The organism is Streptomyces sp. col6, assembly GCF_008042035.1.
Classification (GTDB): domain Bacteria; phylum Actinomycetota; class Actinomycetes; order Streptomycetales; family Streptomycetaceae; genus Streptomyces.
In genome coordinates, this window is sequence record NZ_RDBL01000027.1 from 107,830 (window position 1) to 121,737 (window position 13,908).

Here is a 13,908-nt window from a genome sequence, read left to right on the forward strand (position 1 = left end):
GTCGCGCTTCCTCTGGTGCTGATAGGCGATGTGCCGTGGGATGGGAACGGGGCGTCAGCTTGAGTTGGCAACGCGGTAGACGAGGAACTGGGCGGACTCGTCTACCGGACTCCAGGCGCGTTCGGGAGCGCGGACGACGAGACCCGCGTCGCTCAGGACCTGCCGCAGACGGCCCAGGTGCTTGCTCCAGTGGCGCTCGGCGCCCTCGGGCACCGCACCGGTGCCCGGCGTACAGGCGTACTCGGCCGCCGGCCACCAGGTCATCCAGGTGCAGCGGTCGGCTTCGGGCGGCCACACCGTCTGGGTGATGGGAAATACGACGACCCGGGCGGACGGCGACCAGCACTCACTGGAGTCGAGCCCGGCCTTCCTCAGCACGTCGCGGACCAGGTTCTCGGGCGACTGCTCATTCCACGGCCAGTTGGGGCGTGCGAGGTTCGGGGGCACAGGCTCCGACAGCGCCCAGTCGGTCTCGGCCGGCGGCTTCCTCGGCGGCACGCCACGGGGCAGCCGTTACACGAGGAATTCGGCGTTGGGGTGGAAGCGGTGCGCATTGCCGAAGCGGGCGGGTTCCACGACGTAGCCCAGTGACTCCAGAGCACGAGCGGTAGCCGGAATCCGCATCTTCCAGTGCACCGGATCGCGGCGCATCGCGGCGTCCGGCGACCACTCCACCGTGACGCACAGCTCGGCCCCCGGAGCCATGCGGCCTCGGTGAGCACATGCGCGCGGCACACGCCGATATCCGCCGGCCGCACGTGTCGGCTGTACCGCATCCCGTCCTTCCCGACCCGGAGGAACTGCTTCTCGCCGAGACCGAGTTCGCACAGGTGCCAGTCCACCAAGGCCCTCCCGCTCTGCGGGTCGGCCGGGTCGTAAACGGGCTCGACCGTGGGTCTTGCTCGGGTCCACTGTTCCGCTTCCTTCACTGTGACTCCTCAGCGAGCAGACGATGGCGGGCAGGGCGGGAGGCCAGGGGGCGGCCGCTCACCACCCGGCCGCGGCCACGATCAGGACCAGTGCGGCGAGGAAGACCGCCGCCTGGCAGAAACGCAGCCAGCGGGACTTCCGGGCGGAACGCGGCGGGTGACTCACTCGCGCTCCGACGAGGGGGAGGTTTCCGACCGTGTCGATGCGCCGGCGCGATGGGGGTGCCTCCGAAGCAGGACTCGGCAGTCCACAGCGCGCGAGTGGCCGCCGGCCGCGCGGGCCTGCTCCTCCTCCTCGCGCAGCCGAGCGCATCTGGCGCACACCATGAGCGATCCCTTGATCCGCTGCTGGCGATTCCGATGCCGAGCGCGACGGCCATCCCGGCCAGGACCACGAGGTACACGACCTGCCGGGCGCGCTCACTCATCGGGGGCTCCGCCGCTGCCGTCCAGGTCGACCCAGACGCGTTTCCCCCACCGCATCGAGTCGACGCCCCACTGCCCGTGGCTCAGTGCGTCCACGATGTCCAGACCCCTCCCGGACTCGTCGTCCGCGCTGGCGGCACGGCGCGTCGGGTGCGTGCGCGACAGGTCCACCACGGCCACCCGGACCCTGGTGTCGCTCAGCCGGGTCACGGTCAGTCGGACACTGTCGCGACGCGCGTGCTGGACGGCGTTCGCCAGCAGCTCGCTGACGACGATCTCGGCAGCGTCGCGAACTTTGTCCATGTCCCAGACGCTCAGGGCCAGGTCCACCAGGCGCCGGGCGCGGCGTGCCGACTCCGCAACTCGTGGCAGCGTTTCTGTTTACGCGGGCAACGCCCCTACCCCGGTCTCGACCATGGCGAGCGAACCAATCCTGCGCGGGGCAGGGCTTCGGCCGGCCGCCCCTGCAGGCGACGACACCGCGAGGGCGGCCGGGGACTCAGGCACCGTCATCACCGCCTCGGCGACCGGCAGCCCTGCGGCCCGCACTGATCAGCGCGGTCAGCGGCCGGGCTCTGCACAGCAGCCCTGGCCCGTCGAAGGGCACAACCCACCACGGGCGGTTCTCCTGCGGTTCGATCAGATCAGGGCCGGGGACGAGCAGCAGTGCCCGGCGGTCATGCGGCTCCGACCCAATCGAGCGCCACGCCATGGCCGTAGACGCCGAGACCATCACCGTGTACGCGCCCGCACCGGCGAACCCTTCAGGGCTGTAGAAGACCGGGCCGGCCAGGTGTTCCGCGAGCGGGAGCCGGCACGCGACCGGGTCGTCCAGACCCAGCGCAGCGTGGACCAGGGCCGCCCGGACCGCGACCGCACCGAAGAGGAAGCCGGGCCGCAACCAGGTCGAGCCCCGGTCCTGCCACTCGGCTCGGCTCCGGCCGATGTCCGGGGCGGCGGACAGCAGCCAGTGGGCGGAGGCGAGTTCCCGCTCGCGGCGCAGGTGCACGACCCCGCTCGCCCCATCCCTCGCGCCCGTCATGGCGTCAGCCCGGCGGCGGCGCGACAGTCGCTGGCCCCACCCTGCGCACGGACCGGCACCATCGGGCCGCCCCATAAGCGGGGGGCCGGTGTCACAGGTGCGGTCACAGGATCGGTTCCGTCCGCGGGGCCGCTGCATCCTCCAGAGCGGCCCGAAGCGCCGCCGTAACGGTGAGCAGCCTCTCGCCTACCGGACAGACCCGCCAGTGCGGACCAGGCCCAGAGGTGCGTCTCGGCGGCGGGAACACAACGTGAGCGCCGGGCCCGAGGATCCGGGCACCGGGCACATCGGAGGCCTTCCACGTGGCCGCCGACCCGGGGGCAATGAAGAAGTACATCCCCCCCTCGTACTGGAGGGCTGCTCCGGCACGGCTCCCGAGGATGGAGACGGCGTCGCTGCCCACGCTGCGAGGCACGCGGACTGCGTCCCAGGCGTGACCGGCACTCTCTAGCCGGCAGCTCTTGATAGTGGTCACGGACGGCATCTCGACCTCTCGGTAGCTGAGCGAGCACCCTAGGTTGGCCCGCCATCATCTCGTTTTCGAGGGCTTTGAGAGGACTCTTGTCGTCATAAAAGAGGGCTTTCATGCATCCTTCCGGGGAAGGGTGGTCAGTCAGAGGGCTTGGTGTGAGACTGGGCAGCATTGTCGTCAAGGAGGACTCCCGTGCCACCGAAGTCCAGCAACATCCGTCTGAAGTCCGCTCGCCTCGCCGCCGGTTACCACTCCCAGCAGGCCCTCGCCACAGCCCTTGGTGTCGGGGTTCGGCAGGTGCGTCGGTGGGAGTCCGAGAACCCGCCCTGGCCGCAGCCCGAACTCGGGGAAGCGCTCACGCGGGTTCTCGGACAGGACCTCGACGCACTGGGGTTCACTTCTCCCGACGGGCGCGGCCGCCCAGACGCAAGGCGCCGCGGCCTGGCAGGGGCCCCGGTTGGCCTCGCCTCCGTTCCCTCCCAGGCGACCGCCACCATGCAACCGGCCTCCGTCGCTGCGGACTTCGAGGCTGTGACACGGTCGCATCGACGCCTCTACTGGTCCGTCGCCCCGGCAACCCTCCACCCGGCCGCAATCGCACATGCCACCCTCGGCTGCGCTCTTCTCCCAGAGACGGCTGGGCAGACCCGGCAAGCTGTGGCGGCGGCGCTCGCGGAGACGTGGCTGCTGGCCGGGCGGATCGAGTTCTTCGACCTGGGCGAACCGGACCACGCCAGCAGTACGTACCTCCGTGCCCTCCAGGCCGCAGGCGAGGCCGATGCCCCGCTGCTCGGCTCCGCCATCCTCGCTCACACCGCATTCATCCCGGCGTGGGCCGGCAAGCGGGACGACGCGGCAGAGCGGATGGTCGCTGCCCGGACCTACGCACGTCGCGGTGCGCCGTCAGCGGAACTCCTGGCATGGCTGGACGCGGTCGAGGCCGAGTGCGAGACCCGGTGCGGCAACCCCCGAACAGCTCTCCACCTGATCAGCCACGCGGAGGACGTGCTCGCCGCAGGAACCGAACACCCGTCACCCGACTGGCTGGACTGGTTCAGCCCGGTGCGCCTGGCTGCCTTCAAAGGGAACGTCCAGCTGAAAGCCGGCCACCTGCCGCAGGCCCGGACAACGCTCCTCGATGCCCTCGCTGAAATACCGGCTGCCGAGGCCAAGCAACGCACCGTGATCTACGGGGACTTGGCCGCGGTCGAGGCAGCAGCGGGGAACCCCGACGAAGCGTGCAAGTACGCCCTCAGCGCCCTCGATCAGCTACAGGTCACCTGGTACGCGACGGGAATGGACCGAGTACGGACCGTGCGGCGGACGCTCGCCCCGCACCAGAACGAGCAGTGCGTGCGTGACCTCGACGACCGGCTGTACGGATGGTCGACGACGGTCAGTGCCCTGGCTCGTTGAACTCCGCGATCTTCGGGGAGAGTTCGCGAAGAGACTCCAGGCGGAATGTTGGCAAGCTGAGGGCCTCGTCGGTGTTCCACTGGATCGAGGCCCATGGCCCTCGGTGCACCAGCGCAGTGAGCATCCCGGCGGCCGCGCCGGGGCGCAGATCGTTGTCGACGCGATCTCCGACGTAGAGGGTCTCCCCGGGGTCGGCCGGGACAGCCTCGGCCACGCGGCGGAAGAAGGCCGGATCGGGCTTGCTGGCACCCCAGTCGTCGGAGGTCCCGATGAGGTCGACGTCCTTGGAGAACAGTTCCCGAAGGATCGTACCGGCGCGGACCGTCTGGTTGCCGGCAATCCCCAACCACAGACCGTCGGCCCGCAGGGTGCGCAGGGCGTCTCGTACGTCGGGGTACAGGTCTTCCTCCCCGAAGTGCTCCGGCTTGCCGGCCTCGGCGCGGCGCTCACGCTCGGCGTGCAAGTCGAACCCCGGCCGGAACGCCTGAAAGACGTCTCGATAGTCGCGCCCCTGCGCGATGACAGCCCCGAACACGGCCGCGAAAGTGTGCCTCGGAACGCCGATCCAGTCTGCCCAGGTCCCATACTCGCGGGTCTCGTCTACCAGGCACTCACCGACGTCGAATACGACTGCGCGAATCATGCGCCGATCCTACGTGGGTCAATTATCGGTTCTAATAGCAGCTAACACAATGAGGTGGCTGGGCCCTGACCTCCGTGTCCAGGGCGGTAGTTGAGCGTTCGGTTCGGTGTGGGGAAGTCGCCGTGGATCGTGTCGGATGAGCTGTGGGACCGCTTGGAGCCGCTGTTGTCGCAGCGTGAGCGACGCTTTCGGCATCCGGGCCGCAAGCCGCTGCCGGACCGGCAGGTGCTGTGCGGAATCTTGTACGTGCTGCACACCGGGATCCAGTGGGAGTACCTGCCACGAGGTCTCGGCTTCGGCTCGGGCATGACGTGCTGGCGCCGCTTACGGGACTGGAACCAGGCTGGCGTCTGGCAGCGGCTGCACGCGGTCCTGCTGGCCGAACTGAACGCGGTCTCGCGGCTGGAGTGGTCCCGGTGCGTGGTTGACTCCTCCCACGTCAGGGCGCTAAAAGGGGGAGCCAAACGGGCCCTTCGCCAGTCGACCGGGGCCGCGCCGGCTCCAAACACCACTTGATCACTGACGGGCACGGCACCCCGCTGGCTGTCCTGCTGACCGGCGGCAACCGCAACGACGTCACCCAGCTCCTGCCGCTGCTCGACGCGATCCCGCCGGTCCGCGGCCGGGTCGGCCGTCCCGGCCGCAAGCCGGATTCGCTGTTCGCCGACCGCGGCTACGACCACGACATTTATCGCGACCAGGTCCGCGCCCGTGGCATCGTGCCCGCGATCGCCCGCCGCGGCACCCGACACGGCACCGGGCTGGGCACCTACCGCTGGGTCGTAGAGAGAAGTTTTGCCTGGCTGCACGGCTTCCGACGGCCGCGGATCCGGTGGGAACGGCGGGCCGACATCCACGAAGCGTTCCTGAGGCTCGCCTGCTGCCTCATCACCCACCGACAACTCAAGACACTGTCTTGACGTCGGGGTGCAAGGCCGCTGGGTTACCTCATTGGTGTCCGTGGTTTATGCAATGATCCAGCCTCATGAGTGACAGTTCGCTTTCACCCGCCTGGCTGGCCTCGTGGACAAGCAGAGTCTCCAGGGTCCTCGTGGCGTTGACGGGCGAGTTCGAGCGTCGGCACGGTTTTCCTCCCGGCACCAACGAGGTCCGGCCGGCCATCCGCGACGATCAAACCGCGGCTCGCGCGCTTGCTCAAGTAGGTCTCGTCCCGGCTGACCTGGTCACTTTCTACCACAGCATCGGCGACGTCACCTGGGCGGACGTCGGCAACGGCTACTTCCTCGACGCGGCAAGCGACGTCCTTCTGCGATACCAGGAGAACGGCGCTGTCGATGCCGGCGCGGACCAGAAGATTGCCATCGGCTCGAACGGCGGCGGCCTGTCCTACGTCGTGGGCCCAGACGGGTCGGTTCATCGGACGCGGACGCCGTCACTGGACAAGCCAGAGCTCGACAAGGTAGCGGACGACCTGCGGCAGTTCCTGGAACTGCTGGAGCAATCCCTGACGCGGTTCGTCGCCGACGACGAGCCGGGGTCTCTGTAGCTCAGCCCGCACAGCCATTCTGTTAGGCGTTGTAAGGGGCGGTGTGTTGAGAGGTGGCCCGGTGGGAACGAACGAGGGCTCGGGACGGAGGCTGGAGATGGGCGCGCTGGAGGAGCGGCGTGTACTGCGGGCGTGCCTCCTACTGCAAGGCGGGGATCGTTATCAGCTGATCATTGTGCAGGAGCCTGGTGGTGGGTTCGCCGTGGCGCATAGAGCCCGTACCGACGAGCTGACGGAGGCCAAGGCACTGTCCCGCGACGGCACCCGCTTCGCATTCTTCACCCGTCCCCTCGACGCTCTTTGCAAGCTTTGGTGGTGCGCACCCTCGCGGACGGCACGGAGCTTCGGTTCGACTCCGTCACCGACGACGCCTGCGACTTGCTGGCGGCCTTCGCCCCGAACGGGGCTCACCTGGCTGTCTTGTCGGATGGTCCGGAAGGTGAGCAGGTCACTGTCAGCATCCTTGATCTGCCGGGTGGTGAACGGCGTCGTCTCTGGACTGGTCAGGGCGGAGCAACGCCGGTGGGCATGCTGAGCTGGTCCCCGGACGGCCGCTTCATTGCCGCCGGGTTCGAGAACGATGACGAGGACCCCGTGACGGTGATCCTCGACGTTGAGAGCGGCAGGGAGGTGGCCCGTTACGAGCTAATGGAAAGCCTGAGCGCTTCTCAGGGGGCGTGGCTCGGGGACCACGAGCACCTCGTAGTTCCGCTGATCTTCGAAGGAGTGAGGCCACCGCTGCTGGCGATCGACGTCGAGAGCGGGGTGAGGCGCCGCGTGAATGATGACGTTTCCGCACCAGGAGGGGTCCACGGGGTGGTCGGCGGACAGATACTCGGTCCCTTTCCTCCCAACGGCATCGGCATCACGGCCCTCGACGGCTCCGGACAGCAGCTCTTGCTCACCCACCCCCCGCTGCCCACGCTCCACGTCGTGGACGTGGCAGACGTCTGAACCGCACCTTCAATCGGCTGCAACACGCCCCTGCCCACAGACAACGCCCCTCGGTGCAGGAGCACCGCGTACGCAACGAGGCCAGCCCGACTCCGACGCGTAGAGCCGGCCGGGCCCCTGCTGCTACGACTGCGCGGCGTTCACCTTCGGCTTCCCTGAACGATGCTGCCGAAGTAGCGCTCTACCACTGTCAATATGCATGAATGCGGCTGATCAATCGGAACTTCACCAGACTCTTCTACGGCCAAGCCGTCTCGGTGGTGGGAGACTTCGTATTCGACACCACCCTCGTCCTGTGGATCGGCACCGTCCTGCTGCCCGACAACGACTACGCGCCGGTAGCAATCGCCGGTGTCATGATCGCGGTGGCACTTGGCACGCTTCTCGTCGGCCCGGCCGCCGGCGTGTATGTCGACCGATGGAACCACCGCACGACGATGATGGCGGCAGACGCCGCCCGGGCGACGCTCATCCTCTTACTCGCGGTCGTAGCGCTTCTACCGTCCGACGCCATAACCGTGGGGGCGAAACTTGCGCTGATCTACACGACCGTGCTGCTGGCCACCGGCGTCGCACAGTTCTTCAACCCCTCGCGGTTCGCGCTGCTCTCCAGACTCGTCCCCGAAACCGATCGAGCCAAGGCGTCAGGGATTCTGCAGGCGACCGGGTACACCGCCGCGATTGTGGGTCCCCCGCTGGCCGCGCCTCTTCTCTTCACCATGGGTGCTCCGCTGGCCCTTTTCCTCAACGCGCTGTCCTTCATGGCCTCCTTCCTGCTGGTTCGGAGCGTGAGACCCGCACCCGTACCCAACCTCAGCGAGGGACTCGATGCCAGCGGCACCCAGGAGGCCACGCTGAGGCGCTTCATATCCGAACTCCGGGACGGAACCCGCTTCGTCTTTGGCAGCCCGGTCTTGAGGATGCTGCTCATAGCGGTCGCGGTCGCGGCCTTCGGGGCGGCAGCGCTCAACGAGCTCAACGTATTCTTTCTCCCCGAGAACCTCCACGCGAAGGCAAGCCTGTACGGGACTCTCGGCATGGGTGAAGGGCTGGGCGCGGTGGCCGGCGCGCTTGCCGCGGGCAGGCTATGCCGACGATTCCGGGACGTTCACGTGTTCGGCGTGGGACTGGCACTCGTAGGACTTGGTCTTGTCTTCTACGCCCGACTCGAAACCATCTGGGCCGCGGTGCCAGTCATCGCGCTCATCGGCGTGCCGCTGGGAGCGATCAATGCCGCTATGGCGCCCATCCTGCTGCCGGCCACCCCCGAGGCGTACATCGGCCGAGCGATCTCGACGTTCGCCCCCGTCCAACAACTGGCGTCCATGATGTCGGCGATTGGCGCGGGCTGGCTGGTAAGTACCGCCTGGCGAGACTTCCACCACGAGATGGCAGGCATCTCTTTCGGGAGAATCGACACGGTGTTCCTGCTCGCAGGATCCGTAATCATGATCAGCGGACTGTTCGCTACCGTGGCCCTCAGGAAAGCAGACCCGCCCGCCCACGCGAGCCCAACAGCGGACATGGCTGCTCAGCGTGTTGCTCCGTAACAACCTACGCAAGGCCAACGCCAGCGCGCTGGAAGCCACGGCCACCGACGGGGCGGGGGCCGCGGCGATCCGAGTGACCTATAGATGGTGGACGATGTCGATTCGGATGCCTGTGACCGGCCGGCTCGGGACGCGACAAGGGGGGGCTCTCCGGCCGGTCGGCCCTTGCCGGCCTGCGGGACGGCCCCGGGCAGATTGGATGGCCTGCCTCATCTGCAGAGCCCAGCCCTTGTGAGGTGCCCGCTAAAGCCGCGCCCGGGTGGGGGTCAGCTGTCCGCGTACACGGGAATGAACCCAGCCGCGTACGAGTGAACGTGCTCAGGTGTGGCCGCTCCGGGTCAGGCCTTCCGGCGGTAGGTTCCGGGCGGGGTGCCGTGCGCGCGTTTGAACGCGTGGGCGAAAGCGAACTCGGACGTGTACCCGACTTGCGCGGCGACCGATCGCAGCGGTGCGTCCGACGTCCGGAGCAGTCGTGCTGCTGTGGTCATCCGCCACCAGGTCAGGTAGGCGAGGGGCGGCTGGCCGACCAGCCGCGCGAAGCGCTTGGCGAAGGGAGCCCTGGAGAGTCCGGCTTCCGCGGCGAGTTTTGCCACCGTCCACGGGGCAGCCAGGTCGTGGTGGACGGCGTGGAGGGCGGCGGTGACCGGAGGGTCGTTCAGCGCGGCGGCCCATCCGGTGGTGTGGTCCCCGTGGAGCGGCTGTTCGTCGAACCAGATGCGCAGGATGTAGAGCAGCAGGGTGTCCAGGAGCGCGGGGACAGCCGCGTCCGTGCCCAGGTTCGGGGCCTCCAGCTCGGCTGCGAGCAGCTTCACCGCCGCGTCCAGTTCGGCGCGGCGGCCAGGGTGCGCAGGAAGGTGGATCACATCCGGGAGGGAGAGCAACAGCGGGTGGGCGCGGGACGGGTCGAGCCGGTACGACCCGCAGAGCAGCACGGTAACCGGACCGCCCTCTCCGCTCCTGTCGACGTTGTCCGACGCGTAGGCGTCGTACCGCTTGGCGTCATCGGGGCCGCAGGCAGGAGTCGCCAGCGGGGTCTCGGGGCTGTCCGCCAGGACGTGCCCTCTGCCGTGCGGCAGGAACACCACGTCCCCCGTGCCCAGCCGGACAGGTGCCGCGCCGGCGGCCAGGAGCCAGCAGGAGCCGTCCAGGACCACCTGGAAGCCCGCCGAACCCGGTACGGAGGAAAACTCCTGGCCCCACGGAGCATGCCACCGCACATACGCCGACCTGGGTCGACCGGTCCGCGTCACCGCGACCACATCGCTCAGTACATCCATGCGCCGAGCGTAGAGCGCGAGACGATCGCGCATGGATGGAGAATCCTGACACATGGATCGTCCTCGTCGGCAGTCATAGGTTCACGGCATGACGATGATGAAGAGCGCGCGCATCCACGAGTTCGGCGATGCCTCCGTGATCCGCTACGACGATGTCCCTTATCCCCGCCCCGACTTCGGTGAAGTGCTCATCCGGGTGGCCGCCAACTCGTTCAACCCCACCGAGGCCGCGTTGCGTGCCGGACTGCTGGAGGCGTTCCTCCCCGTGGACCTGCCCTACACGCTCGGCTGGGACGTCGCCGGCACCGTAACCGAGGTCGGCGCAGGGGCGGAGGGGTTCGCCGTGGGCGACCGTGTCATCGGACGGCTCGACGGCGGCGGTGCGGCTGCCGAGTACGTCCGCGCGCCCGCCTCCATGCTGACTGCGGCACCGAAGTCCATCCCGCTCACTCACGCCGCGGCGCTCCCTGTCGCCGGTCTGACGGCATGGCAGGCGGTGTTCGAGCACGGGAAGGTGGCCACGGGCCAGCGGGTGCTGGTAAACGGCGCGGGTGGCGGCGTCGGAGGCTTCGTCACGCAGCTCGCCAGGTATGCGGGGGCCGAGGTGATCGCCACGGCCGGTCCCCGCAGTACCGAGGCGGTCCTGCAACAGGGGGCAGACCACGTCATCGACTACACCGCCCGACCGGTGAGCACCGCGCTCGACAGCCCGGTGGACGTCCTGCTCAACCTGGTCCCAGTGAGCTCACAGGACGCCGTGGCCCTGGTGCCTCTGGTGCGGCAGGGCGGCCGGATCGTGTCGATCACGACCCTGATCGAGCCGCCTCTCGACGCCGGGGTGAGCGCGATGCACATGGTCGCTCGCAACGACATCGCGGACCTGAGGGTGCTTGTCGAACTCGTCGACGCGGGCACGGTCAGCGTCGACATCAGCTCGTCGCGCCCCCTGTCCGGCCTCGCCGACGTCCACAACCTCAGCCAGGCCGGCCGGACCCGGGGCAAAGTCCTCATCATTCCATGAGCCCAGGTGGCCGGACCCGGAATCCGGCCTCCGCGTCTCCGGGCCGCTGGTCACGTTCCCCCGTACCCTGCTGAGCACGTTCACGTGTACGCAGACAACCACCCTGGGCGACCTCCGCGCCCACGGCCCGCACGGGTCGGTCTTCCGCCGCTTCGGCTGACTTGGCCCGCAGAATCTGTTCGACGCGATCGGCAACCCCCCGCGACCAGGCCGCCCTGGAACGCCACTGGCCTCAGCAACCGGCCCGCTAGCCGACGGCCCAGGAGCGCGAGCGCCAGGAGGCCGAACCGCGGGCGGCAGAGCGGGAAGCACAGCGCCCGGCGTGCGTTGCCGCCCTGTTTCGGGATATCGAAGTCGACGGCCCACCGAAGGTTCCTGATCTGGTCGAGAGCCGGCGTCTGGGGCCGGCTGCACGAGAAGATCCTGCACCGGCTGGCCGACGATGGCCTGCTCGATCTGTCCCGCGCCGTGCTCGACTCTGCGCACGTGAGGGCTAAAAAAGGGGTGAACTCACAGGCCCGAGCCCCGTGGACCGGGGCAAGCCGGGTTCCAAGATGCACGTCCTGTCGGACGCGAACGGACTGCCCCTCCTCGTCGGTATCTCCGCGGCCAACACCCACGACAGCCTCGCCCTCAAGCCCATGATCATAGGTCACCAAACGAGACACGACCCCCACCGCGGCCGCTACCTCAAGCCTCAGCGCCTCCATACGGACAAGGCATACGACGTCCCTCACCTGCGGCGATGGCTATGGGGCAAGCACATCGGCGTGCGCATCGCCTGCAAGGGAGTCGAGTCCAGCGAACGGTTGGGCCGCCGACGTTGGGTCATCGAGCGGACGATGTCCTAGTTGACCGGCTACTGCAGGCTCAACCACCGATACGAACACCATCCCCGCAACTACCTGGCGTTTCTCGGCCTCACCGCAGCACTCTGCTGCTACAAACGACTCGCCCGTCTCACCACATAAAACACGGTCTTAGCAATGTCAGTACAGCTCGCGCCGGGTGTTTCGGTACGTCACCCCCTACCGTGGGTGATCGCCGTCACAACGCCTCCGGGCAGCTTCAGTAGGCACCACGGCCGGCCGAGATATGGGGGCCAAGCCCGACACCCACACGTCGTCCCGGGCGCGAAGCGGTGGCGGTCGCAGCTCTGAGGACAGTGCGGGAGCACGGCGCGAGCTTCGCCTCACGGGCTCACAGCCTCAAGGACACCGCGTCGTCCTCGAGAACTGCTGCTGGTACAGATACTCCTTCACCGCTCCGAGCCTCACGACCTGGAGCGGGACGAGACGGTGGCAGAGCCCAGGCCGGGCCGCTGGTTCCTGCACCCGCGGCGCACCTGAGACCACACACCCCGGACGACCAGGCAATGCGCCCCTGGGGCCGCGCCGGTCAATGGCTGTATGAAGCAGCGCCGTTCGGCATGACGCCCGACGAGTTCTCGGCACTCTGCTGGCCCGGCGGAGGCAGACAAGACCACCCGGCTGGACTCTCGTCATCCCCGCACCAATCCACACACCCGGCCGGCAACGAATCACTCTGTATGAGCCCGCTCAAAATCACACCGGACGAAACCCCCGCCGGCCCCGCACTGCACGTGATTGGCGAACTCGACTACGCAAGTTCCGCCGCCCTGAGCCTTAGGACCGAGGCCCTCCGTCTCTCCCCGGGACAGCGCCTGGTCGTCGACCTGTCCGGTGTGGAGTTCTGCGACTCCACTGGCATCACGGCCCTCCTCGCTGCCCGCCAGCACGCTCAAGCGGCAGGAGCCACCATGGTCTTGGATGCTGTGCCGACGCACCTGATACGCATCTTCACCCTGACAGGCCTGGACCAGGTCTTTACATTTCGCCCCGGTGACTTAGCTTGACCAGTTTGGTGAGGCGTCCGAACTCCGGTTTCGGCCGGACGACGATCCGCTGGGCCACTTCGATCCCTGCTGTGACCCGCCGCCGACCAGCACGGGGCCCGTCCGTAGGCTACCGGCGCGGGGTCGCGGCCGGGACTTCCGTAACCCGAGGAAAGGGGCCTGGTGGTGGCGATGCTCTCGGAGGTTGAAGCCCTGTTGGGGGAGCCCCGGTTCAACTGGTCGGATGCGGCGCCATGGATCGAGATGGAGGGGGAGTTCGGCCTCGAGTTCCCTTCCGACTTCCGCGAGATCGTGGACGCTTACGGCTCGATCGAGATCAACAGGCAGCTGTACCTGAAGCACCCCGCCGGTCATCTCCTGCACGACCTGGCAACGATGATCAGGAGGGATCTCGAGATGTGGCGGGAGGAGGACATGGCGGATTTCCTACCGGCTCCGGCAGGAGCGGGCCCTGGGGAGTTGATGCCGGTGGCGACGGCCACGACGGGCGAGGCGGTCTTCCTTCGCGTTCCGGACGATGCTTCGTCGCCCTGGCGCGTCGTGGTCCAGGAGTTCGACAGCCCGGCCTGGACTCTCCACGAGATGGCGTTCGGCGCATGGCTGCTGGCGTATCTCAGGGGTGAGGACGTGACGGTGTGTTCGCGCAACTTCGCACCTGATCGCCCGTTCTACGAACCTCTGCCCTGAACATGGCCACGGTGGAATCAGCGTGGGCGCCGGGCAAGCCGACGACTCATGATCATGCTCATTGGCCACCAGATCCTCGCCTCCGAGCTGTCGGCGATCGCCGACCGG

The 13,908-nt window shown here is 68.2% G+C and carries 14 protein-coding genes and 1 pseudogene; 9 read left to right on the forward strand and 6 right to left on the reverse strand.

Annotated features, from left to right (window positions below):
- Positions 1-54: 54 nt before the first annotated feature.
- The 4 genes from EAO73_RS27535 to EAO73_RS27550 all read right to left on the reverse strand — a co-directional run bounded on the left by EAO73_RS27535 (position 55) and on the right by EAO73_RS27550 (position 2,397).
- Positions 55-447: a hypothetical protein gene (locus EAO73_RS27535; protein WP_147974254.1), complete on the reverse strand. Its 393-nt coding sequence runs from the start codon at positions 445-447 to the stop codon at positions 55-57.
- 66 nt (positions 448-513) lie between these two features.
- Positions 514-705: a hypothetical protein gene (locus EAO73_RS27540; RefSeq protein ID WP_147974255.1), complete on the reverse strand. Its 192-nt coding sequence runs from the start codon at positions 703-705 to the stop codon at positions 514-516.
- A gap of 644 nt (positions 706-1,349) precedes the next feature.
- Positions 1,350-1,727, reverse strand: a complete 378-nt coding sequence (locus tag EAO73_RS27545) for an ATP-binding protein (RefSeq protein ID WP_224756503.1) — start codon at positions 1,725-1,727, stop codon at positions 1,350-1,352.
- 127 nt (positions 1,728-1,854) lie between these two features.
- Positions 1,855-2,397, reverse strand: coding sequence for a hypothetical protein (locus tag EAO73_RS27550; protein WP_147974256.1), 543 nt, complete (start codon positions 2,395-2,397; stop codon positions 1,855-1,857).
- 664 nt (positions 2,398-3,061) lie between these two features.
- On the opposite strand from EAO73_RS27550, the gene EAO73_RS27560 reads away from it, so the two are divergent.
- Positions 3,062-4,285: a helix-turn-helix domain-containing protein gene (locus tag EAO73_RS27560; RefSeq protein WP_147974258.1), complete on the forward strand. Its 1,224-nt coding sequence runs from the start codon at positions 3,062-3,064 to the stop codon at positions 4,283-4,285.
- On the opposite strand, the gene EAO73_RS27565 is transcribed toward EAO73_RS27560, so the two are convergent.
- Positions 4,266-4,928: an HAD family hydrolase gene (locus tag EAO73_RS27565; RefSeq protein ID WP_147974259.1), complete on the reverse strand. Its 663-nt coding sequence runs from the start codon at positions 4,926-4,928 to the stop codon at positions 4,266-4,268. The genes EAO73_RS27560 and EAO73_RS27565 overlap by 20 nt on opposite strands.
- 108 nt (positions 4,929-5,036) lie before the next feature.
- Between EAO73_RS27565 and EAO73_RS27570 the strand changes: the two genes are divergently transcribed.
- The 4 genes from EAO73_RS27570 to EAO73_RS27585 all read left to right on the forward strand — a co-directional run bounded on the left by EAO73_RS27570 (position 5,037) and on the right by EAO73_RS27585 (position 8,939).
- Positions 5,037-5,848, forward strand: a protein-coding gene (locus EAO73_RS27570) for an IS5 family transposase (RefSeq protein ID WP_224756504.1) whose coding sequence is annotated in 2 segments (ribosomal slippage) — positions 5,037-5,360 and positions 5,363-5,848 — 810 coding nt in all. Because the reading frame shifts where the segments join, the coding sequence is not laid out codon by codon here.
- A 137-nt stretch (positions 5,849-5,985) separates the two neighbouring features.
- The gene (locus EAO73_RS27575) at positions 5,986-6,435 is read left to right on the forward strand and encodes an SMI1/KNR4 family protein (protein WP_147974458.1); all 450 of its coding nucleotides are present in this window, start codon (positions 5,986-5,988) and stop codon (positions 6,433-6,435) included.
- Positions 6,436-6,750: 315 nt separating this feature from the next.
- Complete coding sequence (locus EAO73_RS27580) at positions 6,751-7,389, forward strand: hypothetical protein (protein ID WP_147974261.1); 639 nt, start codon at positions 6,751-6,753, stop codon at positions 7,387-7,389.
- A gap of 203 nt (positions 7,390-7,592) precedes the next feature.
- Positions 7,593-8,939, forward strand: coding sequence for an MFS transporter (locus EAO73_RS27585; protein ID WP_147974262.1), 1,347 nt, complete (start codon positions 7,593-7,595; stop codon positions 8,937-8,939).
- Between the two features lie 338 nt (positions 8,940-9,277).
- Here EAO73_RS27585 and EAO73_RS27590 read toward each other — a convergent pair whose 3' ends face one another.
- Positions 9,278-10,216 (reverse strand): AraC family transcriptional regulator, encoded by a 939-nt coding sequence (locus EAO73_RS27590; RefSeq protein WP_147974263.1) that lies wholly within the window; start codon positions 10,214-10,216, stop codon positions 9,278-9,280.
- Between the two features lie 88 nt (positions 10,217-10,304).
- On the opposite strand from EAO73_RS27590, the gene EAO73_RS27595 reads away from it, so the two are divergent.
- The 4 genes and pseudogenes from EAO73_RS27595 to EAO73_RS27615 all read left to right on the forward strand — a co-directional run bounded on the left by EAO73_RS27595 (position 10,305) and on the right by EAO73_RS27615 (position 13,800).
- Positions 10,305-11,237 carry an NADP-dependent oxidoreductase gene (locus EAO73_RS27595; RefSeq protein ID WP_224756484.1) on the forward strand — a complete coding sequence of 311 codons (933 nt, stop codon included), beginning with the start codon at positions 10,305-10,307 and terminating at the stop codon, positions 11,235-11,237.
- 315 nt (positions 11,238-11,552) lie between these two features.
- Positions 11,553-12,208, forward strand: a pseudogene (locus EAO73_RS27605) (IS5 family transposase); the annotation flags it as partial.
- 578 nt (positions 12,209-12,786) lie between these two features.
- On the forward strand, positions 12,787-13,113 hold the full coding sequence (locus tag EAO73_RS27610; protein ID WP_147974264.1) for an STAS domain-containing protein: 327 nt from the start codon (positions 12,787-12,789) through the stop codon (positions 13,111-13,113).
- A 171-nt stretch (positions 13,114-13,284) separates the two neighbouring features.
- Positions 13,285-13,800, forward strand: coding sequence for an SMI1/KNR4 family protein (locus tag EAO73_RS27615; protein ID WP_224756505.1), 516 nt, complete (start codon positions 13,285-13,287; stop codon positions 13,798-13,800).
- Positions 13,801-13,908 lie beyond the last annotated feature (108 nt).